This window comes from Rahnella sp. R3(2024), assembly GCF_042920125.1.
Lineage (GTDB): Bacteria > Pseudomonadota > Gammaproteobacteria > Enterobacterales > Enterobacteriaceae > Rahnella > Rahnella rivi.
On sequence record NZ_JBHGBU010000002.1, the window covers coordinates 96,817 to 117,334 of the forward strand.

The window sequence follows — 20,518 nt, forward strand, 5'->3', positions numbered from 1 at the left end:
TCATCCTCACGCCCTTTCTCCGGTTACTGCATCAGGTATTTATAAAGCTCAATCGAATTTTTCAGCCCCAGCTTTTTCATCGCATTTCTTTTATGCGTGCTGACCGTCTTAACGCTGCGTCCGAGTTTACAGGCAATGGTGGCATTGCTTTTCATTTGCTGTATGGCACTGAGCACTTGCCATTCCATCTCGGTTAAATGCTTTTTCGCCGCGCGGGTAAAATCATTATCTTTCTGTTTGAGGAACGGACTCACCGCCATGTGATAGTTAAGATCAGTTACGCCGGTGATCAACATTTTTCTGAGAATAGAAAAATCTTCCTGCTCGGAGATAATCATATCTACCTGAAGTTCTGCCAGTAAACTGAGTTTCTCGGCTTTCTCTATTTTGGTCATGACAATAATTTGTGGCGGGGTGTAATAAAAGCTCAGCCTGCGCAAAAACTTTATGGCGGCATCAAAGTTTGAGGACTCTTCTTTCACTTCCAGAATAATAAAACCCACGCTCATTCCAGGCCCTGAACGAAAGAATTCCGTTAATGATGAATAAGATCGCGGCTTCACTTTTGCTTCTTTAAGAATGTGCGAAATCGCCAGCATTTCATAATGGCCGGAATGGATTATCACTGTGTCTTTCATAAATTGTTCCATTGAAAATAAACTGCAATATCAGTAATACCTTCCGCCCGCCGCGCCATGCAGGGTTGCGTAAGCGATATATAAACTGTGTTTGCCCTTCCCTGTTAAACCTTAACTAAACCAGAACCCCTTATGCGTTCTCTTTGCTAACACATTACTACATAATATGTCAGTGCCTTATTTTACTGCCTTAGGATAATTCTCTCAACGCAACAATCATAATTCTCAGTCTTAACATTGTCGAGAGCCCGTACCGGCAGAGAGTGGAATTCAGATTATTAAGAAGTTTTCGCGATAATCTACAAAAAAGCCCTGCCCGCAGAATTAAAAACCGCAAAACAGAAAACGAAAGGTGAATAATGCCAGCAGGAAGGCTGTTCTGACAGATATAGTGCCTGGGGGAATTGTTGAGGAATTATTATTGCAGTCTGATTGACATTTACATGCTGAAAATAAATGGCGTTTAAATTTAACCTGTCATTTACACCATGTCACAGCACATAAACATTCTCACTGCATTCGAGCAGGCTGACTAGGAATTTTCGCGTTTTTTTCGCGAAATTTCTAATTAGTGAAATGTATCAGATTTTCCGCACGAATCGCTCACGCACAACCACGCCAGAGGGCCGTTGGCCGCTGACGTGGCTGCATGGGCTGGTCAGTCGTGATTAACGTCAAATGGCGCACGGCCATTCAGCCAGTCATCAATCACCTTCAGCACGCCCTCTTCCCGGTTGGATGGCGCACGGTATTTGGCAGCCGCTTTTGCCGGTTCAGAGGCGTTTTCCATCGCGAAACCATATCCGGCGTAGCTGAGCATTTCCAGGTCGTTCCCGCTGTCACCGAAGGTCATCACTTCTTCATCGCGAATGTCATAACGCTGCTGGATTTTCTTCAGGCCGTTCGCTTTGTGATTACCGGTAATGATCAGGTCAATCGATCCGTGGCCGCTGGTGACCGGCGCAACAATGCTGCCGAGTTGCTGGGTGATTTCCCCCATCAGCGGATACACGTCATCTTCCACATAGCTGAGTGCAAATTTAAAAATGGTGTCATCGATGTGCGCGTAGGTCGGCACTTTGCTCAGACGGTGATAGTAATGGCTCATGCGACGGATGAACTCTTCATCGGTGCCCTCAAGCACGTATGCCCCTTTTCTGCCGCAGACAAGGTTATTGATGCCGGGCGTGCGGCCAATCCATTGCAGGACCTGAGAGACTTGTTCACGCTCCAGGCTGGCGCAATACAGCTCCTGTTTTTTATCGACCACGTAAGCGCCACCTTCGGCGACATAGGCGATCTGGTCATCCAGCTCATCAAAGAAGGATTTCAGCTGGTAATACTGGTTGCCGCTGGCAACCACAAATTTGATACGGCGACGCAATAATTCCTGATACTGCTCGCTAAAACGTGCCTGGTTATATTCGCTATATTCATTCAGGAACGTGCCATCCATGTCGACGGCGATAAGTTTTACGGCCATTGCAGCTCCTACAGGGTCAGATGATAAAAGGCGAAAATAGAAAAAAAGCGGGCGTTTTACGACCCGCCCGCGGTTCAGTGTGACTCAGTTATCCCAAAATCATTAATATTTTAATTTGTACGCGCCGAAGGTGATGATCAGGAAAGCCGCTGCGACGCCAGAGAATGCCACGTACAGGCTGGAGAGATGCGCGATAAACCCGATCAGCGCCGGGCCGCCGAGCACACCGAGATAACCCAGCGTCGCCACCATCGCCACCGACATATTGACCGGCATGACTTTCTCCTGCCCTGCGAGGGTGATCAGCACCGGCACGATATTCGCCGCGCCAATGCCCACCAGCGCAAAACCACACAATGGCAGGATCCAGCCCGGTAACAGCACCACCATCAGATAACCGGCAATGCCCAAAATGCCGCCCACCACCAGCACACGTTTACGCCCCAGCGCGCTGACGATGGCGTCGCCGGTCATGCGCATCAATGACATTGCGACGGCAAAGACGGCAAAACCCCAGCCCGCATGTTCCAGTGCCAGACCACGTTCGCGCGTCAGGAATACGCCGCCCCAGTCAAGTACCGCGCCTTCGGCCATAAAGCAGATCATGGCCATCACTGCCATCAGTACCAGGCGGAAGTTAGGCCGTGGTTTGGCTTTTCCTTCAACGTGCTCTTCCTCATGCGCGCCAAACGGCAACAGGCCGCGACAGGAGTACGCGGTCACGATAATCACCAGTGCGATGGCGTAAAACGTACTGCCGAGCGGTGAAACGCCCGAGCTCAGCAGTAACGAACCGCCGCCGGCTCCGGCGATACAGCCGACGCTCCATAAGCAATGAAAACCGGACATCAGCGGCTTATCCGCGGCCTGCTCGACCAGCGTTCCCTGCACGTTCACCGAGACATCTGCCAGCCCGATGCCCATACCGAAAATGAACAGGCTCACCGCCAGCAGCCAGATGTCGCTAAACAGCGCCAGCAGCGGCAGCATCAGGCAGTACAAAATGACCGAGGCGATGATCACCCCCCGGCAGCCAAACCGGCCAATCAGCCGTCCGGATCCCAGCATGGAGAGTAACGAACCGGCGCCAAGGCACAGCAACAGCAGGCCGAGATCCCCCGCTTCCGAATGCGTGCGTAACTGCGCGTAGGGCACCAGCGCGGCCCACAACCCCATCGCCATGCCGGTGACAAAAAAGATTGAGCGGGTGGCGACCCGTTTGGCCGGGCTCCCGATGTGGTCAGGCGTATCAGGTAGTTCAGATGAGAGTGACAAAAGGCGTTCTCCGACGGTCAGATGAGTTATTAAAAGTCTTTTAATAAGTGCCGAGTATATTGGCGTCCGGAAACTAAAGTCAATGCGCGCCGGTCTGCGTGCTGAAGGCGACGTGACGGTTATAGTTGTTTAACGTCAGTTCGGTGATGCCTTGCAAGTAATCCTGACGCATTGACGGCCTGTACACCAGTTCAGGCATATGCTCCTGTGGAATGTGCTGGTGGCAGCGCGCGAGTAATTCCGGGATCAGCGCCTGGCTGATTTTCGGGCCGGACAGCGCGATAGTCATTGGGTTGATGATCGCCGCCAGCGAGACAATGACTTTTGACATTTCATCGGCCACCGGCAGTTTATCCATGCCGCTGAACGGCAGATTAGACACCTCACCGGCAAACTGGCTGGCACCCTGCAACACCTGCCCGTTGATCACCATGCCGCAGCCGAGGCAAGGCACTTCCGGTTTGAAAATATAGGCCACCGGCGCAGTGACACCGGCGCAGCTGCTGCGGTAAAAACCGTAGGCGGTGTAATTCATGTCATTGTCCACCTGCACATAAATAGCGAAACGCTCGCGCAGCTCCTGCTCCACCGGCACACCGGCGAAGGCGCTGATGTCGCAGGTCGCGACCTGCCCTTTCACCACCACCCCCGGCAACCCCAGCCCCAGCGCGGTGATGTTCGGATACTGCGCCAGGATACCGGCGACAAGGCAGTAAAACCCCTGCCGGTCCTGTGGCAGAAACCGCTCTTCACCCTGCGCCAGACATCCGCCAATGGCAGTATTCACGGTCCAGACGATCTGCGCTGCGGCGTCACTTCCCTGCACATAAATACTGAGCACCGAGAAATAATCCGGGTTGTACGCATACCGCTGCGCAGGTCGGCCACCGCGCGACACTTCACGTTCCAGCGCCAGCACTTCACGGCTGCCACTCAGTTCATTCAGCACGGTGCCGCAGGTGGCGACGCTCAGCCCCGTCGCCACCGCCAGCTCAGCTTTGGTCGCAGAGCCCAGTGATTTCAAAGCATGGGTGACCAGCACCACATTATTGATTTTCATTTCACGGGTTGTACGGTTGAGCGGAGTAAACATATGGCCTCGGGCAGACAGGTAAGAATGGCGGGTAATTTAGCACAAAGTGGAACCGGTAAGCGCCTGCGGTTACCCCATGTTCAGCACGCGTCGGGTGAGTTCTGTCTCGGCCACGCCTTCGTCATGCCCGCCGGTAAAACAGGCACCGGTCACCGCTTCGTGCAGATCCGGGAAGTGATAGACCGCATTCACGCACGACGGCCCGCCGCCAGAATGCCCCACAGACCGCCCGCTCTCGCCCATTGCGCAGCTCATCAGCCCCAGCGCGTAACCGCATTCGGTCCATGGCCGCCCTGCAAGGGCACCGCCGAGCCGACGGGTCACCTGCATGTCGGCCAGCGACGTCGCGCTCAGCAGGTTGCCGCTAAATAATCCGTGCAACAGTCTGGCCGCGTCGCGCACATTGCCGGTCAGGCAGCCGTGATACACCCAGCCCGGATGGTAGGTGCCGGCGGCGGCGCAGTGCAGCCGGGCGAACTGTTCGCGGGTGGTGGCAAGGGTTATGCTGGTCAGCCCGAGCGGTGTCGTGATGAAGTCAGCCACCAGTTGGGCAAAACTCCGCCCTGATGCGGCTTCGATGTGTTCCCTCGCCAACATGTAGCCGACATTGGAATAAGACCAGCCCTCGCCTGGCGCAAACAGCATGCCGTTGGCTAACGTGGCACTGAGTAATCTGTCGCGTGACCAGGGTTGATCCCCGGCAGCCACCGCGTCGTGATAAGCCTTCAGCGCGCCGTAATCCGGCAATCCGGCGGTGTGACTGAGCAGTTGGCGCAGCGTGTACGCCTCGCCATCAATCCTTCTGTCCAGATCCACCGCGCCGTTTTCACGCAGCTTCAGCGCACAAATCGCGATCGCGGTTTTGGTGAAGCTCCAGTAAGGAAAGCGGGCATCGGCATCGCCTTCGCTCCTTTCCTCACCCGAGGCGGAAATACAATACGAATGGAATTCAGGCATGACTGACCTCATGACATGAAAGAAAACGGGCGCTGATGAAAGCGCCCGTCGGGTTATAGTACTTTACTCAAAAATTCACGGGTTCGCGGATTTTCCGGCGCGGTAAACAGTTGCTCAGGCGGCCCCTGTTCCTGAATCACGCCCTGATCGATAAACACCACGCGGTCGGCCACTTCACGGGCGAAACCCATTTCGTGCGTGACGATCACCATCGTCATGCCTTCCAGCGCCAGCTGTTTCATCACCGCCAGCACTTCACCCACCAGTTCCGGATCCAGCGCAGACGTCGGTTCATCGAAAAGCATGATCGACGGTTCCATCGCCAGCGCACGGGCAATCGCCACGCGCTGTTGCTGGCCGCCGGACAAACTGGAAGGCCAGGCGTCGATTTTGTCGATCAGCCCGACTTTTTGCAGCAGCTTTTCGGCACGCGTGACCGCTTCGGCTTTCGACAACCCTTTCAGCGACATGGGCGCCATGATCAGGTTTTCCAGTACGGTCATGTGCGGGAACAGATTAAAACGCTGAAACACCATGCCCACGCCGGAACGCAGCGTATTCAGATTGGTTTTCGGATCATGCACCGCAAAACCGTTCACCACCACTTCACCGCCGTTGGGCTTTTCCAGCGCGTTCAGACAGCGCAGGAAGGTGCTTTTGCCGGAGCCAGAAGGCCCGATAATGCACACCACTTCTTTCTCTGCGATGTCACAGGAAATGCCGCGCAACACGTGCGTTTCGCCAAACTGTTTCTGTAAATCCTTAACGTGAATCACTTTTGCCAAACCTCTTTTCCATGTGTTGAACCAGCAGCGAGAGCAGGAAAGTCAGCACCCAGTAAACCAGTGAAATGGTCAGGTAGGGTTCCCAGTAGGTGGCGTAAGCGCCGGAAACGGTACGTGCGGCGTAGGCCAGATCGGCCAGACCAATCGCCGAAGCCAGCGAGGAATCTTTCACAATCGCGATGGCGTTATTCCCCAGCGGCGGCAGAATGCGGCGGAATGCCTGCGGCAAAATCACTTTGCGCATGGTTTTGCCCCAGCCCATCCCCAGCGCACGGGATGCTTCCATCTGACCGTTGTCGATAGACTGAATACCCGCACGGAAAATCTCGGAAACATAGGCTCCGGCGTTCAGGGTGATCGCCACCACGCAGGATAAAAACGCGCCGTAATCAGACCGTAATGCGCGGGCAAACTCCGAAGACATCAGGCCGTTAGCCACCAGAATGCCGTCACGCGGATTGATAAACAGCGGCACCAGCGCAAAGTGAACCACCATGATCTGCACAAACAGCGGCGTACCGCGAAACGCACTGACGTAAATGCGCACCGGCCATTGCACGGCAAAGCGCAGAATGTGTTTCCACGGGCCGTCGTCGGCGCGGGCCATGCGCCCGAGGCCCAGCAGCAACCCCCAACTGGTGCCTAAAATGACGCAAATAATGGTGCATTTGATGGTCATCAGCGCGCCCTCGACAAACAGCGGCGCGTATTCTGAGATTATCTCCCAGCGAAATCCGGTCATACCTGTCCTTGTTCAGGGGCGTGTTACCGCCCCTGATTAACGTTGTTCGTGTTGAAAATATTATTGAGCGGGAAGCGTTGGAACGTTCTTATCAAACCAGGTTTCGTAGATTTTCGCGTAGGTGCCGTCAGCTACGATTTTTTTCAAACCGGCGTTGATTTTACCCAGCAACTCGGTGTTGTCTTTCGCCACCGCAATACCGAAATACTGACGCTCAAACTTGCTGTCCGGCACCAGTTTCAGGGCTTTTTCAGGATGGGATTTGATGTAGTACTTCACCACGCCCACGTCGCCGACGGCTGCGCCGATGCCGTCTTCCGCCAGTTCCTGCAACATCAGCGGCGTGTTATCAAAACGTTTGATGTCGGTGCTGTTTTTGCCGAGCGTGTCGGACACCACAATATCCCCGGTGCTGGAGTTCACCACGCCCACTTTCTGGCCTTTCAGCGCGGCAACGGAATCCACTTTAGAATCCACAGGCACCACGATGGACTGTTCGGCCGGGAAGTAAGGCGCGGAAAAAGCGACCATCGCTTTACGTTTGTCGGTGATGGTGATGCCGGAAATGATGATGTCGCGGTCGCCGGAATTCAGCGTAGCGAAAATACCTTCCCACGGCGTGTTCACCAGTTTGATGTCAAAGTTTTCCGCTTTGGCAATGGCTTTGATGATATCGATATCAAAACCTTCCAGCTGTTTCTGGCTGTTTTCATATTCGAACGGACGGTAAGTGCCGCCGGAACCGACAACGTAGGTCGTCTGTGCGGCAAAGGCTGATGTGATTAAAGAAGAAAGCAGACACCCGGTGAGAATTAAGGACTTAAGCATGGTCACTCCTGTGTGATTGTGTTTTTATGCATATAATTTGCATAAAAATACACAAATTGACGAAGCGCTTCAACTTAAAGTTGTGTGGCGGTTACAAACTGAAGAGAAGATTGTTCCGAGTTCCCCGTCATCGCATTCATCTCATTCCTCAGATCGGGTATATTGATACGCAGATCACAAAAATCCCTCAAAGGAAGATACCGAACTATGAGTTATCGTTTTACCCTTGCTGCCGTTGCAGCCGTTTTTGCCCTCACAGGATGCGCAAAACCGAAAACCGCCGAACAGGCACCGGCTTTCGATTTCGGCTCGACGCGGGTAACCGTGACGCATATCCCGACGAAAACCGATGATGGCACCAAACTTTACGTGACCGTGGATGACAAAGACGCCGGAGCGCTCGGCGTCGGCGAGTCTCTGGAGGTCAAACTGCCTGAGGGCAAACATAAAGTGGGCGGCTATGCCCGTTCACTGATTGGCCGCGTGTCGATTTCCCCTGTCGACGTCACGACATCCAGCGATGTGATTAGCCATGTCACCTATTCTGTGGCGGATCTGAAACCCACCTTCTTAGTGCGTGCCGCCACACCGGTGCCGAAACCTAAGTCAGAATCCATTCCGGCAGAACCTGTTCCTTCACTACCGAATATTCAAATGGAAGCCCCGGCAGCCGCTGAGCAAACACAAGCGGCAACGCCAGCCACACCGGCTGCCACTGAGCAAACTCAGGCGGCAACGCCAGCCGCACCGGCTACCACTGAACAAACTCAGGCCGCAACGCCAGCCCCACCGGCCGCCACTGAGCAAACGCAAACTGTAACGCCAGCCACACCGGTCACCAATGAGCAGGCGAAAACCTCACAGGAATCTGCCACGCAGGACGTCACAAACCTGACGCAAACCCCGCAGGCGTAGCCCTCTTATCACCGCGTATTCAGCCTGAATACGCGGTGATAACCGTCAGAATTTCACCACAGCCCCCAGCTCGATCACCCTGTTCGGCGGAATATGGAATTGCTCCGGCGCGCGCAGCGAATTGCGCTGCAACACCTGGAACAGTTTTCCCCGCGCTTTCAGATACCACGGACGCGGATCGCCGAGAATAAAGGTATCGCGGGACATAAAGAATGACGTTTCGTTCATAGTACATTTCAGCCCTTCCAGCCCGCAGCGATACAAAATATCCTCTACGTTAGGTTTTTCACGCCAGCCATAATTGGCGATCACCCGCCAGAATGTCGGTGAAAGCTGTTCAATGTTCACGCGTCTCACGTTGTGCACATAAGGCACATCCGCCGTGATCATGGTCAGTAAAATCACCCGCTCATGCAGGATCTTGTTATGTTTAAGATTGTGCAGTAAGACCAGCGGAACCTCGTACAACCCGCGCGACATCACCACAGCGGTGCCGGGCACCCGTTTCGGCGGCGCCTTTTCCAGCGAGGTGATCAGGGCTTCCAGCGCTTCCGGATCCTGACGCAACCGGCGCAACAACCGCGAGCGCTCCGTTTTCCAGGTCAGCATAATCAGCAAAATGGTCAGGCCGATCACCACCGGCAGCCAGCCGCCGGAGAACAGTTTTGTCAGGTTCGCGGCAAACAAGGGTACGTCAATCAGCAGCATCAGCGTCATCACCAGACCGCCAGCCCAGGTTTTCCATCCCCAGTTTTTCACCATCACAATCCCAATCAGCAAAGAGGTGATGACCATGGTGCCGGTGACCACAATCCCGTAGGCCGAAGCCAGATTGCTCGAATGTTTAAAGCTGAGGATGGCGATCAGCACCGCGACGTAAAGCAGCCAGTTGACCACCGGGATGTAAATCTGCCCGGATTCGACGTCAGAGGTATAGATGATGCGCATCGGAGGCAGATACCCCATGCGCACCGCCTGACGCGTCAGGGAGAACACGCCGGAAATCACCGCCTGCGAGGCAATCACCGTCGCCAGCGTCGCCAGCACCAGCAGCGGGATCAGCGCCCAGCCGGGCGCCAGAAGGAAAAACGGATTCTGAATAGCGTCAGGGTGGCTGAGCAGCAACGCGCCCTGACCGAAATAATTCATCACCAGCGCCGGGCCAACCAGCACAACCCACGCGATGCGGATCGGTTTCTTACCAAAATGCCCCATATCCGCGTACAAGGCTTCGCCGCCGGTCACCGACAGCACCACCATGCCCAGCGCGAAGAACGACACCGTTTTGAATTCGACAAAAAAATGCAGCGCCCAGTAAGGGTTCAGCGCCTGCAATACGTCCGGGTTGCGCATAATGCCGCCGATCCCCAATATCGCCAGCACCACAAACCACACCACCATCACCGGCGCAAAGATTTTCCCCACGCTGCCGGTGCCGTTTTTCTGAATGAAGAACAACAGCGTCAGCACAGCAACGGCCGCCGGAATGATAAAGCGATCGAAAGACGGCGCAATCAGCTCCAGCCCTTCAATGGCGGAAAGCACGGAGATCGCGGGCGTGATGACGCCGTCGCCATAAAAGAAACTGCCGCCGACCAGGCCGAGAAACATAATGACCGGCACCCAGCGCGGATTCAGGTGACGCACCGCCAGCGACATCAGCGTAAGGATCCCGCCTTCCCCGTCGTTATCCGCACGCATCACAAAGCTGATGTATTTCACTGACACCACCAGCATCAGCAACCAGAAAATCAGCGACAAAAATCCGAACAGCGAACTTTGGGTCAGCGTGATCCCGGACTGCCCGGTCAGACATTCGCGCAAGGTATAAAGCGGGCTGGTACCTATATCACCATAAACGACACCGATGCAGGCGGTCGTCGCGCTGAGCAGCGACGACTTATTTTGTATGTGTTTCATGCGTCTTCGCCATGTTTTGGGGAAGCCTTTGCGGCCCCATTCACGCAGTATAGATGCTGGTGTGGATTTGCCCTGCTGCGGGCAGAAAAATGCCCATAACTCACAGAAATAAGCGGATTTTTTCAGCGCAAAGCGTGACCGTGTTTGGTGTTTTGACAAGAATGTGTCTATTACTTTAGTGCCGTTACCCTGCGGGGTGACATTGTTTGTCCGTCCTTATCGCCCAATGTCTGAGGTCAATCCCATGGTGAGCGAGAAAAGAAAACCGCCAACAATCAATTTGCCGCTGTGGAAAAGGCGTGAGGAGATGGTTGCCTACGCGCTCTCAAAAAGTGTGCCCTGGTTTGCGTTCATCAACTTCAGTTTTGCGGTCATCGTTCTGTGCCGCAGCCAGATTTTCGGCCATGCAGATGCCGCCGTTCCCCCGGTACCCGCCTCTGTGCTGGACATCATCGACATCACCATGGGCGTGGTGATCGCCCTGGCGGCGGGCAGCCTCGGCGTCGTCTTTATCGGGGAAAAGCGGCTGACGTCGTTACGGCGTCTTATGTTCGATCTGGTGTTCCTGCTGACGGGGGCAATCTGGGCATACAGTTGCTACTACTTTGTCACCTTATGGCAGTTGCCGGTGTCCTATCCGCTGGTCATTATTCTGATCCTCACGGCACTCTCAGCACTGTACTTTTATCCCCGCGGATTATTGCTGTACGCCACTCCGCTGTGGTTATCCGCGTTACTGTCCAACATCAGCCTGTATTCAGATCTTAATTTGCGGTTTTTCGTTATCTGGTGTCTTTTCTCGCTGATTCTGATTTACGGGCGTCATATTTTGCAGCACTGGTTCGACGAAAACTGGCAACGCCATCAGGATAATCTGGTGCTGATCTCTTATCTGGACACGCTGGCCAGCCAGGATCCGCTGACCGAAACCGCCAACCGGCGCGGAATGGAAAGCCATCTGGATATGGCGGTTGCTCAGCGTTTGCCGTTTGCGCTGATCATGCTGGATGTCGATTATTTCAAACGCTACAACGATCACTACGGGCATCAGGCTGGCGATCACTGTCTGGTGGCGATCGCCCGCGCGCTGAAAGACGCCGTGCGCACCCCGAAAGATCTGGTCGCACGCTATGGCGGGGAAGAGTTTCTGGTTCTGCTGCCAGGCGCATCCGTTGAGGAAGCCATCGCCGTGGCTGAACGCATTCGCGCCAAAATCAGCGAGCAGGCCATGCCTCACGCGCAATCGGAGGTGAGCGAACACGTCACCGTCAGCATGGGTGTGACTGGTTATGATCACGGAAAACGCGTTGCCGAACTGATCGCCGCCGCCGATGCCGCGCTCTACCGGGCAAAAGAACAGGGCCGCAACCGCTGGTGCCAGTAAGCAGCGTTGATTTTGCAGATTCAGACGAAGGGAAAGCCGGACGCATAAAAAAATCTTTCCCACCCGTCAGCGGCTCATCCGTCACCCGCCGCTGCCTCCTGCTCAAAATAAGACCCGCTGCATAATTAAGCGGGCGCGTAAATTATTATGATAACTCACGTTTTTCCTCCTTAACCACCAATACCCTTGCAGTTTTGAAGCCTTTTCATACAAATATAGCCTGTGCTAACATTCTTAACGCATGCTATAACTGATTGAATATTATGGTTTTTTTATTTTATCTTCTGTGGCAAACTGCACGCCTCTTTTAATAAGGTGCCTTTTGTTCGACGAAAGGCCTGACTGGTCTGTTTTATGCAATTTTATACGGTCGTTATTCTGGCGTTCGGCATGTCGATGGATGCGTTTGCTGCGGCAATCGGTAAAGGCGCATCCCTGCACCGCCCGCCGCTGAAAGAAGCGTTACGCACCGGGATTATTTTTGGCGTGATTGAAGCCATTACGCCAGTGATCGGATGGGCCATTGGCCTTGCAGCCACTCAGTTCATCATGGAGTGGGATCATTGGGTCGCGTTCACCCTGCTGCTGGTGCTGGGCAGCCGTATGATTATGCAGGGATTTAAGAAAGACACCGGCGAAGAAACAGAGATACCGCACCGTCACGGATTCTGGCTGCTGGTCACCACCGCCATTGCCACCAGCCTCGATGCGATGGCCGTGGGCGTCGGCCTCGCCTTCCTGCAGGTTAACATTCTGGTGATGGCGCTCGCCATCGGTGCCGCCACCACCATCATGGCCACCTCAGGCATGTTGCTGGGTCGTTTTTTAGGGGCCGCCATCGGAAAATGGGCTGAAGTGCTGGGTGGCGTTGTGCTGATAGGCATCGGCACATCGATCCTGGTCGAACACCTCGGGCTGCTGAACTGATCGTTCAGAACGCCAGCTGAAGACATGAAAAAAGGGAACGCCGGTTCCCTTTTTTGCGTTTTACGCCTGCTCAGATCCTGTCAGCTTTTCGCCGCGGTCACCGGCAATACCGACCCTTTAAACGTTTCACTGATGAACTGCGCCACCTGCGGCGATTGCAGGTCTTTTGCCAGTTGCTTAATCCGTGGATCGTTTTGCAGTTTCTCCGTGGTCACCAGAATATTGGCATACGGGTTGCCCTGCGCTTTCTCCAGACCCAGCGCATCCTTCGCCGGGCTCAGCCCCGCTTCCAGCGCAAAGTTACCGTTAATCACCGCCAGATCAACGTCTGGCAAAGAACGCGGGATCTGCGGGGATTCCACTTCCAGAATTTTCAGGTTCTTCGGGTTAGTGGCAATGTCGCGCGGCGTGGCCTGATTTTTAGCCGGATCGTTAAAGCCGGTCTTAAGCGTGATAAGCCCCTGACTTTGCAACAAATACAACGCCCGGCTCAGATTGGTTTCGTTGTTAGGCACGGCGACGGTGCCGTTTTGCGGCACATCCGCATAGCTTTTATGACGGCTGGAATAGACGCCCAGCGGCTCGATGTGAACCTGCGCCGCCACGACAAACTTCACCTTCAGCGCCTTTTCCTGTGACAGCAAATACGGCACATGCTGGAAATAATTGGCGTCGATATCGCCATGCGCCAGCAGTTCGTTAGGGTTCAGCCCGCTGGGAATTTCGATCACTTTCAGATTCAGGCCGGGGTCAATTTTCTGCACATACGCCAGAATTTCTGCGTGAGGCACGGCATCAGCCTGCACCCGCAACGGCTCCGCGGCCCAGGCCGAAACGGAAGAAAGTAACAACGCCACAGCCGACAAACGCCCGGCAATGGAAACGGGGGCAGAAAACGGCAGAACAAGATTTTTCAGCATAAGCATTCCCTTCAGATAAGCCTTTAGAATAAGTGTGATGGCGGCTTTTCGCCCCGACGGGCGCACCCCAGACACACCTATGCTGACACATCCGGACAGCGTTACTTATACGCATTTCTCTCTTGGATATCTGGAAAATTGAGATGCCACTGAGGCTGCCGTTTCACCTGCCCGCGCCGCGCACCAGCGATCCGGCGCCAATCTCACCGATGGTCTTCGCCCCGGTCAGCGTCATCGCTACACGCATCTCCTTTTCAATCAGGTTAAGCAAATTAATCACTCCCGCCTCGCCCGCTGCGGCCAGCGCATACACAAAGGCGCGACCAAGCAGCACGCTGTCTGCGCCGAGCGCAATCATACGTACCACGTCCAGACCGGTGCGGATGCCGGAATCCGCGAGAATCGTGATGTCACCTTTCACCGCATCGGCGATGGCGGGCAGCGCGTGGGCGGTGGAGAGCACGCCGTCGAGCTGGCGGCCACCGTGGTTGGACACCACAATGCCGTCAGCGCCGAATTTCACCGCGTCTCTGGCATCTTCCGGGTCCAGAATGCCTTTAATGATCATCGGGCCTTTCCAGAACTCGCGGATCCACTCCAGATCTTTCCATGAAATGGACGGGTCAAAGTTCGCCCCCAGCCAGCCGATATAATCTTCCAGCGTGGTCGGTTTCCCGCGATAGGCGGAAACATTACCGAGGTCATGCGGCTTGCCGTTCAGGCCGACGTCCCACGCCCATTGCGGGTGCATCACCGCCTGCAACATACGACGGGCGGCCGCGTTCGGGCCGCTCATGCCGGAATGGGCGTCACGGTAACGAGCGCCCGGCACCGGCATATCCACGGTAAACACCAGCGTGTTGACACCTGCCGCCTGAGCGCGCTCCAGCGCATTGCGCATAAATCCGCGATCTTTCAGCACGTAAAGCTGGAACCACATTGGCCGGTCGATGGCCGGCGCAACCTCTTCAATCGGGCATACGGAAACGGTGGAAAGGGTGAAGGGAATGCCTTTTTTCGCCGCCGCGCGCGCGGCCTGCACTTCTCCGCGGCGGGCATACATACCAGTCAGGCCTACGGGTGCCAGGATCACCGGCATCGCCAGTTTTTCACCAAACAGCTGCGTCTCAAGGCTCAGATCTGACATGTTTTTCAGGACGCGCTGGCGCAGGGCGATATCAGCCAGATCGGCGGTGTTACGTCTGAGCGTATGCTCGTTGTAAGCCCCCCCGTCGATGTAGTGAAACAGAAATGGCGGCAACTTACTTTTTGCCGCCGCGCGGTAGTCCGTCGATGCTGAAATGATCATGATGTTTTCTCGTTGTCTTGCGCTCTTTTTAGCGGCGCTGTAGGGGTGTCAAAAGTGTAGTTGATAAACACAACCCCAGAGAAAACAATGACAACGAATGCGGGTGTTTTTAAGGTCAGAAATACTGCGGGATGAAGGAGAAGTTTACCGGCAGGAAATATGGGGGATTGGAGCGAAATATGAGTGCGCCACTAACGGCGCATTTTTCGGGCGATACTGATAATCAGAAAGTACCCCGCCAAAGAGAACAGCATCGAGCATGCGATCCAGGTCAAAACCCACAAATCATCAAAATTTTCCTGATTTACATCACCATACGTCCATTCTGCAAAACTATTGGCCGTATCCAGACTGATAAATGTAGCGGGATCAATAAGCATGGCTCCGGTGCAGAACAGGAGAACCAGGAGTGCAGACTTAGCTACCCAGCGCACAAGTGTCAGCATGGCGAAATCCACCGTAAACGACTTCTATATATCCATATGCCATGAGATCTTTCATGCAGGGCACTTCCATCAGCCTGGTATGCAGCAGCGCATTTCTCAGCAGGGCGAAATCTGAATTGTTGGCCAGTGTTATACAACCGTCAGAGAGTATCCCAGGGTGCAGGCGAAAGTGCTCTCGCTTAACGCCTTCAATCCAGGTCATATCGTCTATGCTCCGGTCATCAGGATAGAGTGCAAACCACTCTGAACGTCTAAACTCCGCGCCACTGTGATATTTGTTATAACTGTCTTTTACCCACGCGACTTTTTTTGAAAAAAAACCACCGCTCCCTCTTTCAACAACCCAATATCGGCCCGTGGGTATTGGTCCATTTCCCGCAATTTTTCCGCACCCTCCGCGATTGTGATAGGCCCCATTCCCTGAAAATGCCATGAACGTCCCCACACCATTGACACTAAGGGGGGAATAATCGGCATCGTTGATCACAAATTTCCCTTGTATAGCCATGAAAACTCCTTGTGAAATTTAGCTTAAAGAAAAACACGGTAATCACACCACAAAAAACAGGCACTTAAAATGCTTTATTTGATAATAAACTTCTGAAAAGTCAATATATTACAACATCCACTCATTGCCAAAAATGGCATTAAGGGCATAACGTAAAGCTCGTTTTTTTTAAGGAAATGACAACCATGCCAATACCCGCTTATATGTGGCTCTGCGATGACGGTGGTGCTGCTATTAAAGGTTCTGTGGATGTTGCAAATCGGGAGGGAAGTATTGAGATCATCGGTTTCAGCCACGGTCTGAATATTCCCGTCGACAGCCGTAGCGGCAGTATTACCGGAACCCGCACCCACTCTCCGATGATGCTTGAAAAAGATTTCGATTCATCGAGCCCTTATTTGTATAAAGCAGTCGCTAAAGGACAAACGTTAAAGTCTGCTGAAATCCGCTGGTATCGCATTAATGATGCCGGCAGGGAAGAGGTTTATTTTATTATGACGCTTGAGGGGGTGAAGATTACCGGCGTAAATCCGGGCATGCCCAACGTGAGAATGTCCGGAAATTCGCAGCTTAATCACGTGGAATCGGTATCACTGATGTACAACAAAATTACCTGGCACTACGTCGACGGCAATGTGAAGTACACCGATGAATGGAATGTCCGGTCATGAAAAATGTGGGGCTCGCGCCCCACTTTCACCGCACAATACACATCGGTTTTCCCGACGCGGGTTCGGGATAGATTTGCGCGTCGATATCGAACACCTGCGACAGAAGAGCCGGTGTCATGACCTGTTCCGGTGTGCCCTGCGCGATAATGTTACCTGCGACCATCATCACCAAGTAATCACAGTAACGGCTGGCCTGATTCAGGTCGTGCAGCACCGCCACCAGCGTTTTTCCCTGCTGATTCTGGCTGCGTAGCAGGTTCATCAGCTCAACCTGATGGCTGATATCAAGATAAGTGGTCGGCTCGTCAAGCAGCATCAGCGGCGTGTCCTGCGCCAGTACCATCGCCAGAAACGCACGCTGACGCTGCCCGCCGGACAGCTCGCTGACCCGCTTTTCGGCAAGATCCGTGATGTTCGTTTCCTGCATCGCCCGTTCGACGGCGGCCTTATCCTGCTGCCCCAGCCTTCCCCACATATTCAGCCAGGGGCTGCGGCCATAACCCACCAGTTCACGCACGCTGATGCCTTCCGGCGCACTATGCTGCTGCGGCAGTAACGCCAGTTTGCGCGCCAGCTGGCGGCCAGGCAGCGCGGATAACGCTTCCCCGCCGAGTAACAGGGTGCCGGATGCCGGGGTCAGCAGGCGTGAAAAGCATTTCAACAGCGTGGATTTACCGCAGCCGTTCGGGCCGATCAGCGCGGTGATCTTCCCGGCCGGGAGCGTCAGCGTCAGGCCGTTAAGGATGTTTTTTTTGCCGTAACCGGCAGTCAGATTGTCTGCACTGAGTTGCATAATCAGCGGGTTCTCATTAATAACCAGAAAAAATACGGCGCACCAATCACCGCCGTTAATACGCCCGCGGGCAGTTCCAGCGGCGGGTGCAGGGTTCGCGCCAGCACATCCGCCAGCAGTAAAATCAGCGCCCCCACCAGCAGGGACGCGGGGATCAGCACACGGTGGCGGCCGCCCACCAGCCGACGGGTCAGGTGTGGGGCGACCAGGCCGATAAAGCCCACCGGCCCGCACGCCGCAACGCTTATCGCCGCCAGCGCTACCGCCAGCAACAGCACCCACCGCTGCACGCGGGATACGCGAATACCCAGCGTCGCGGCACTGTCATCGCCGAGCGCCAGCACATCCAGATCGCGGCAAAACCACAGGCTCAGCGGCAGCAGGAGCAGCAACCACGGCGCGACGATCTCAACGAAATTCCAGCCACGTCCCCACAGGCTGCCGGTCAGCCACAGCAGCGCGCTGTTGATCTCCATCGGGCGAGACAGCATCAGGTAATCGGTCAGGCTGGCGTAAAAGGCGGTCAGCGCCACGCCCGTTAATGCCAGCCGCAACGGCGCAGAGCGCCCGGAAATCAGCCTCAGCAGCACAAAGGCCGCAATCCCCCCGGCAAATGCCAGCGGCGGAAGCCACATGACAGAGAGCGAAGGCAGCAACATCAGCGCCCCCACCGACGCTAATCCGGCGGCATGATTGACGCCGAGAATGTCCGGCGAGGCCAGCGGATTGCGGATAATTCCCTGCACCAGCACGCCGGAAAGCGCCAGCGCCGCACCGATCAGTATTGCCAGCAGCGCGCGCGGCAGCCGGTACTCCGTCAGCGGAAAATGGTTGCTGTCAGCAGGTGAAAGCGCGAGGCGCATCTGTTCAAACGTCAGCGTGTGCGTGCCGTAGCGCAGGGACATCACGAAGGTCAGCAGCAGCAGCGCGCTGAGGATGAGGAATACCGTCAGCTGGCGGATCATGTGCGCGTCCTCACCAGCCAGACGAAGAACGGCGCGCCGATCAGCGCCAGCACCACGCCCGCCGGTAGCTCGCCCGGCCACGCCAGAAAACGAGCCAGCAAATCGGCCAGTAGCATCAATGTGGCACCAAAAATCATGCACAGCGGCAACATACGGCGCAGGTCGTAGCCAATCCAGTAACGGGAAATGTGCGGCACCAGCAGGCCGATAAACGCCAGCGGTCCGGCGACGCTCACGCAGGCACCGACCAGCAGCAACACCATCAGATTAAGGGTCAGTCGCAGACGCGGCAGGTTAACACCCAGCGTCTGCGCGCTGTCATCGCTGACCTGCAACAGGTTGAGGTGGCTGGCGAGCAGCAACACCCACGGCGCGATGATGGCGGTGAACGGAAACAGATGCCAGAACTCCGGCCAGCGGGCGTGCGCCACACCGCCGGCCATCCAGCTGAGAATGCCGTAAGCGTGGTCTTCGGAGAGGATCAGCGTGGCTTTTGCCAGCGCGGCGCACAGCGCAGATACCGCCACACCCGCGAGGATCAACCGGCTGCGATCCCCTGCCTGTTGCCAGCCGCCGCCCATTAGCATGACGGCGCCCCAGCTGACGCCGCCGCCAAGTGCGGCCACCAGCGCGATGCTGAAACCGGAGAACAGCTGCGGGCTGAGCGCGCTGACCACCACCATCGCCAGCGACGCGCCCGCGTTAATGCCAAACAGTGAAGGCGACGCCAGCGGATTACGGGTCAGGGTTTGCAGCAAACTGCCCGCCAGCGCCAGACTCGCGCCCAGCAGCATCGCCACCAGACTGCGCGGCAGGCGCAGGTTCAGCACCAGCGCCTGTGCAAGGGAAACCGGCGGGCCGGGCAGCAAGGCGCGCAACGCTTCCAGCGCGCCAATGGGCACCGCAGAACGGCAAAAAAGCGTCAGCCAGAAGCTGACGCCCAGAACGAGCAGAGGCAGCGTCCAGCGCCACCACGTAAACAGGCGTTTCACTGCCATCATGGGGCGGTGTTAAGCGCCTGATGATGCAGGATCTGCACCGTGTCGCTGGCGATCTGTTCGGCGGCAAACATGCCGCGCATCCGCGCCCAGACGTTACTGTCCACCGACGCCACCTGTTTTTGCTGCGCGGCTTTCATCATCTGCCACAGCGGATCCTGCTGCCACTGGCGCACGATACTTTCCTGACGGTAATGCGCGACGATCAGCCAGTCCGGGTTGATCGCCAGCAGTTGCTCGAAGCTGATGTTCGCCAGCGGCTGCTGGTTCACCGGCTCCGGCACCTTCAGGCCGAGCGAGGTCAGCACGCTGCCGGTGTAGGAATCCCGCGAATGCAGGTTGAACTGCTGCTCGCGCGAAGTGCCGAACACCACCTGCGTGCCTTGTGGCAACTGCGCGGCAAACGCCTGCATACGCTGATGATGTTCCGTCAGACGTTGCTGCATCAGCGCATCTTTGCCCAGCACCTTGCCGATGATCGCCGCCGACTCCAGATTCTCGCGGTAGGTTTCGTTACGGGATTTCAGCAGCAGCGTTGGCGCAATGCCTTTCAGCGCGGCGTAAATGCCGCTGTGGCGACTGCTGTCGGCGATGATCAGGTCCGGTTTCAGGGCGGCAATCGCCTCAAGGCTGGGCTGCGATCGCGTGCCGACCGATTGCCACACGCCGATGCGCTGACGCACCTGCGGCAAAATGCGGTCCGCATCGTTATCGTCGGCCACGCCGACCGGGCTGACATCCACCACCGCCAGCGCGTCCACAAAGGACAACTCCAGCACCACCACACGTTTTGGCGTGGGATCCAGGGTAAAGCTGCCCTGCTGGTCCGTGACCGTCACGGCCTGGGCGCTACTCAGTGAAAAACATAAGCCGATAAAAAGCGCAAAGCGGGAGAAGAAAGACATAAAACCTCTGTGCGGTTAACAGGAAAAACCGGGCGCAGCGGCGCTACGCCCGGCGG

21 protein-coding genes are annotated in these 20,518 nt (G+C 55.6%); 4 read left to right on the forward strand and 17 right to left on the reverse strand.

Annotation, left to right across the window (positions count from 1 at the left end; translation table 11 throughout):
- Positions 1 to 23: 23 nt before the first annotated feature.
- From ABSH60_RS20950 to ABSH60_RS20985, 8 genes are all read right to left on the reverse strand, one after another.
- Positions 24 to 509 carry a LuxR C-terminal-related transcriptional regulator gene (locus ABSH60_RS20950; RefSeq protein ID WP_162997903.1) on the reverse strand — a complete coding sequence of 162 codons (486 nt, stop codon included), beginning with the start codon at positions 507 to 509 and terminating at the stop codon, positions 24 to 26.
- Between the two features lie 787 nt (positions 510 to 1,296).
- A complete protein-coding gene (locus ABSH60_RS20955) occupies positions 1,297 to 2,121 on the reverse strand; it encodes a Cof-type HAD-IIB family hydrolase (protein WP_390975941.1) in 825 nt (274 codons plus the stop codon).
- Between the two features lie 102 nt (positions 2,122 to 2,223).
- Positions 2,224 to 3,396 carry an MFS transporter gene (locus ABSH60_RS20960; RefSeq protein WP_056775098.1) on the reverse strand — a complete coding sequence of 391 codons (1,173 nt, stop codon included), beginning with the start codon at positions 3,394 to 3,396 and terminating at the stop codon, positions 2,224 to 2,226.
- A gap of 79 nt (positions 3,397 to 3,475) precedes the next feature.
- Positions 3,476 to 4,489, reverse strand: coding sequence for an ROK family protein (locus ABSH60_RS20965; RefSeq protein ID WP_390975943.1), 1,014 nt, complete (start codon positions 4,487 to 4,489; stop codon positions 3,476 to 3,478).
- 69 nt (positions 4,490 to 4,558) lie between these two features.
- Positions 4,559 to 5,446, reverse strand: coding sequence for a serine hydrolase (locus ABSH60_RS20970; protein WP_390975945.1), 888 nt, complete (start codon positions 5,444 to 5,446; stop codon positions 4,559 to 4,561).
- Between the two features lie 53 nt (positions 5,447 to 5,499).
- Positions 5,500 to 6,222 carry an amino acid ABC transporter ATP-binding protein gene (locus ABSH60_RS20975; RefSeq protein WP_056775167.1) on the reverse strand — a complete coding sequence of 241 codons (723 nt, stop codon included), beginning with the start codon at positions 6,220 to 6,222 and terminating at the stop codon, positions 5,500 to 5,502.
- The gene (locus ABSH60_RS20980) at positions 6,209 to 6,973 is read right to left on the reverse strand and encodes an amino acid ABC transporter permease (protein ID WP_056775108.1); all 765 of its coding nucleotides are present in this window, start codon (positions 6,971 to 6,973) and stop codon (positions 6,209 to 6,211) included. Before ABSH60_RS20980 ends, ABSH60_RS20975 begins: the two co-directional genes overlap by 14 nt.
- A 60-nt stretch (positions 6,974 to 7,033) precedes the next feature.
- Positions 7,034 to 7,801 carry a basic amino acid ABC transporter substrate-binding protein gene (locus ABSH60_RS20985; protein ID WP_056775111.1) on the reverse strand — a complete coding sequence of 256 codons (768 nt, stop codon included), beginning with the start codon at positions 7,799 to 7,801 and terminating at the stop codon, positions 7,034 to 7,036.
- 207 nt (positions 7,802 to 8,008) lie between these two features.
- Between ABSH60_RS20985 and ABSH60_RS20990 the strand changes: the two genes are divergently transcribed.
- Positions 8,009 to 8,716: a hypothetical protein gene (locus ABSH60_RS20990; RefSeq protein WP_390975948.1), complete on the forward strand. Its 708-nt coding sequence runs from the start codon at positions 8,009 to 8,011 to the stop codon at positions 8,714 to 8,716.
- Between the two features lie 45 nt (positions 8,717 to 8,761).
- On the opposite strand, the gene kup is transcribed toward ABSH60_RS20990, so the two are convergent.
- Positions 8,762 to 10,636: a low affinity potassium transporter Kup gene (gene kup / locus ABSH60_RS20995; protein WP_122096899.1), complete on the reverse strand. Its 1,875-nt coding sequence runs from the start codon at positions 10,634 to 10,636 to the stop codon at positions 8,762 to 8,764.
- A gap of 307 nt (positions 10,637 to 10,943) precedes the next feature.
- Between kup and ABSH60_RS21000 the strand changes: the two genes are divergently transcribed.
- Together ABSH60_RS21000 and mntP are read left to right on the forward strand one after the other, a co-directional pair.
- Entirely contained in the window at positions 10,944 to 12,020 is a 1,077-nt protein-coding gene (locus ABSH60_RS21000) for a membrane-associated sensor domain-containing protein (protein ID WP_390975950.1), read from the forward strand.
- 354 nt (positions 12,021 to 12,374) lie between these two features.
- Positions 12,375 to 12,947 (forward strand): manganese efflux pump MntP, encoded by a 573-nt coding sequence (mntP, locus tag ABSH60_RS21005; protein ID WP_056775123.1) that lies wholly within the window; start codon positions 12,375 to 12,377, stop codon positions 12,945 to 12,947.
- A gap of 80 nt (positions 12,948 to 13,027) precedes the next feature.
- Here mntP and ABSH60_RS21010 read toward each other — a convergent pair whose 3' ends face one another.
- From ABSH60_RS21010 to ABSH60_RS21025, 4 genes are all read right to left on the reverse strand, one after another.
- A complete protein-coding gene (locus tag ABSH60_RS21010) occupies positions 13,028 to 13,867 on the reverse strand; it encodes a MetQ/NlpA family ABC transporter substrate-binding protein (protein ID WP_390975952.1) in 840 nt (279 codons plus the stop codon).
- Between the two features lie 163 nt (positions 13,868 to 14,030).
- Positions 14,031 to 15,176: an FMN-dependent L-lactate dehydrogenase LldD gene (gene lldD / locus ABSH60_RS21015; protein WP_390975954.1), complete on the reverse strand. Its 1,146-nt coding sequence runs from the start codon at positions 15,174 to 15,176 to the stop codon at positions 14,031 to 14,033.
- A gap of 191 nt (positions 15,177 to 15,367) precedes the next feature.
- Positions 15,368 to 15,622, reverse strand: coding sequence for a hypothetical protein (locus ABSH60_RS21020; protein WP_390975956.1), 255 nt, complete (start codon positions 15,620 to 15,622; stop codon positions 15,368 to 15,370).
- A complete protein-coding gene (locus ABSH60_RS21025) occupies positions 15,594 to 16,130 on the reverse strand; it encodes a tlde1 domain-containing protein (RefSeq protein ID WP_390975957.1) in 537 nt (178 codons plus the stop codon). Before ABSH60_RS21025 ends, ABSH60_RS21020 begins: the two co-directional genes overlap by 29 nt.
- A 185-nt stretch (positions 16,131 to 16,315) precedes the next feature.
- Here ABSH60_RS21025 and ABSH60_RS21030 point away from each other — a divergent pair, with 185 nt between their 5' ends.
- Entirely contained in the window at positions 16,316 to 16,801 is a 486-nt protein-coding gene (locus tag ABSH60_RS21030) for a type VI secretion system tube protein TssD (RefSeq protein ID WP_390975959.1), read from the forward strand.
- 25 nt (positions 16,802 to 16,826) lie between these two features.
- Here ABSH60_RS21030 and fecE read toward each other — a convergent pair whose 3' ends face one another.
- From fecE to ABSH60_RS21050, 4 genes are read right to left on the reverse strand one after another with little or no spacing between them, the layout of a single operon-like run.
- Entirely contained in the window at positions 16,827 to 17,594 is a 768-nt protein-coding gene (gene fecE, locus ABSH60_RS21035) for a Fe(3+) dicitrate ABC transporter ATP-binding protein FecE (RefSeq protein ID WP_390975961.1), read from the reverse strand.
- 2 nt (positions 17,595 to 17,596) lie between these two features.
- Positions 17,597 to 18,559 carry a Fe(3+) dicitrate ABC transporter permease subunit FecD gene (gene fecD / locus ABSH60_RS21040; RefSeq protein ID WP_056779500.1) on the reverse strand — a complete coding sequence of 321 codons (963 nt, stop codon included), beginning with the start codon at positions 18,557 to 18,559 and terminating at the stop codon, positions 17,597 to 17,599.
- Positions 18,556 to 19,560, reverse strand: a complete 1,005-nt coding sequence (fecC, locus tag ABSH60_RS21045; RefSeq protein ID WP_390975963.1) for an iron-dicitrate ABC transporter permease FecC — start codon at positions 19,558 to 19,560, stop codon at positions 18,556 to 18,558. The genes fecD and fecC overlap by 4 nt, the downstream gene beginning before the upstream one ends.
- Positions 19,557 to 20,462 (reverse strand): Fe(3+) dicitrate ABC transporter substrate-binding protein, encoded by a 906-nt coding sequence (locus ABSH60_RS21050; RefSeq protein ID WP_390975965.1) that lies wholly within the window; start codon positions 20,460 to 20,462, stop codon positions 19,557 to 19,559. Before ABSH60_RS21050 ends, fecC begins: the two co-directional genes overlap by 4 nt.
- Positions 20,463 to 20,518 lie beyond the last annotated feature (56 nt).

Excerpts from the sequence above, each read along its gene's own strand:
- fecE (WP_390975961.1), bottom strand. The coding sequence starts at position 17,594 with ATGCAACTCAGTGCAGACAATCTGACTGCCGGTTACGGCAAAAAAAAC.
- lldD (WP_390975954.1), bottom strand. The coding sequence starts at position 15,176 with ATGATCATTTCAGCATCGACGGACTACCGCGCGGCGGCAAAAAGTAAG.
- mntP (WP_056775123.1), top strand. The coding sequence starts at position 12,375 with ATGCAATTTTATACGGTCGTTATTCTGGCGTTCGGCATGTCGATGGAT.
- ABSH60_RS21010 (WP_390975952.1), bottom strand. The coding sequence starts at position 13,867 with ATGCTGAAAAATCTTGTTCTGCCGTTTTCTGCCCCCGTTTCCATTGCC.
- ABSH60_RS20950 (WP_162997903.1), bottom strand. The coding sequence starts at position 509 with ATGAGCGTGGGTTTTATTATTCTGGAAGTGAAAGAAGAGTCCTCAAAC.
- ABSH60_RS21030 (WP_390975959.1), top strand. The coding sequence starts at position 16,316 with ATGCCAATACCCGCTTATATGTGGCTCTGCGATGACGGTGGTGCTGCT.
- fecC (WP_390975963.1), bottom strand. The coding sequence starts at position 19,560 with ATGATGGCAGTGAAACGCCTGTTTACGTGGTGGCGCTGGACGCTGCCT.
- ABSH60_RS20990 (WP_390975948.1), top strand. The coding sequence starts at position 8,009 with ATGAGTTATCGTTTTACCCTTGCTGCCGTTGCAGCCGTTTTTGCCCTC.
- ABSH60_RS20980 (WP_056775108.1), bottom strand. The coding sequence starts at position 6,973 with ATGACCGGATTTCGCTGGGAGATAATCTCAGAATACGCGCCGCTGTTT.
- ABSH60_RS20985 (WP_056775111.1), bottom strand. The coding sequence starts at position 7,801 with ATGCTTAAGTCCTTAATTCTCACCGGGTGTCTGCTTTCTTCTTTAATC.
- ABSH60_RS21050 (WP_390975965.1), bottom strand. The coding sequence starts at position 20,462 with ATGTCTTTCTTCTCCCGCTTTGCGCTTTTTATCGGCTTATGTTTTTCA.
- ABSH60_RS20965 (WP_390975943.1), bottom strand. The coding sequence starts at position 4,489 with ATGTTTACTCCGCTCAACCGTACAACCCGTGAAATGAAAATCAATAAT.
- ABSH60_RS21020 (WP_390975956.1), bottom strand. The coding sequence starts at position 15,622 with ATGCTGACACTTGTGCGCTGGGTAGCTAAGTCTGCACTCCTGGTTCTC.
- ABSH60_RS21000 (WP_390975950.1), top strand. The coding sequence starts at position 10,944 with ATGGTTGCCTACGCGCTCTCAAAAAGTGTGCCCTGGTTTGCGTTCATC.
- kup (WP_122096899.1), bottom strand. The coding sequence starts at position 10,636 with ATGAAACACATACAAAATAAGTCGTCGCTGCTCAGCGCGACGACCGCC.
- ABSH60_RS20955 (WP_390975941.1), bottom strand. The coding sequence starts at position 2,121 with ATGGCCGTAAAACTTATCGCCGTCGACATGGATGGCACGTTCCTGAAT.
- ABSH60_RS21025 (WP_390975957.1), bottom strand. The coding sequence starts at position 16,130 with ATGGCTATACAAGGGAAATTTGTGATCAACGATGCCGATTATTCCCCC.
- ABSH60_RS20970 (WP_390975945.1), bottom strand. The coding sequence starts at position 5,446 with ATGCCTGAATTCCATTCGTATTGTATTTCCGCCTCGGGTGAGGAAAGG.
- fecD (WP_056779500.1), bottom strand. The coding sequence starts at position 18,559 with ATGATCCGCCAGCTGACGGTATTCCTCATCCTCAGCGCGCTGCTGCTG.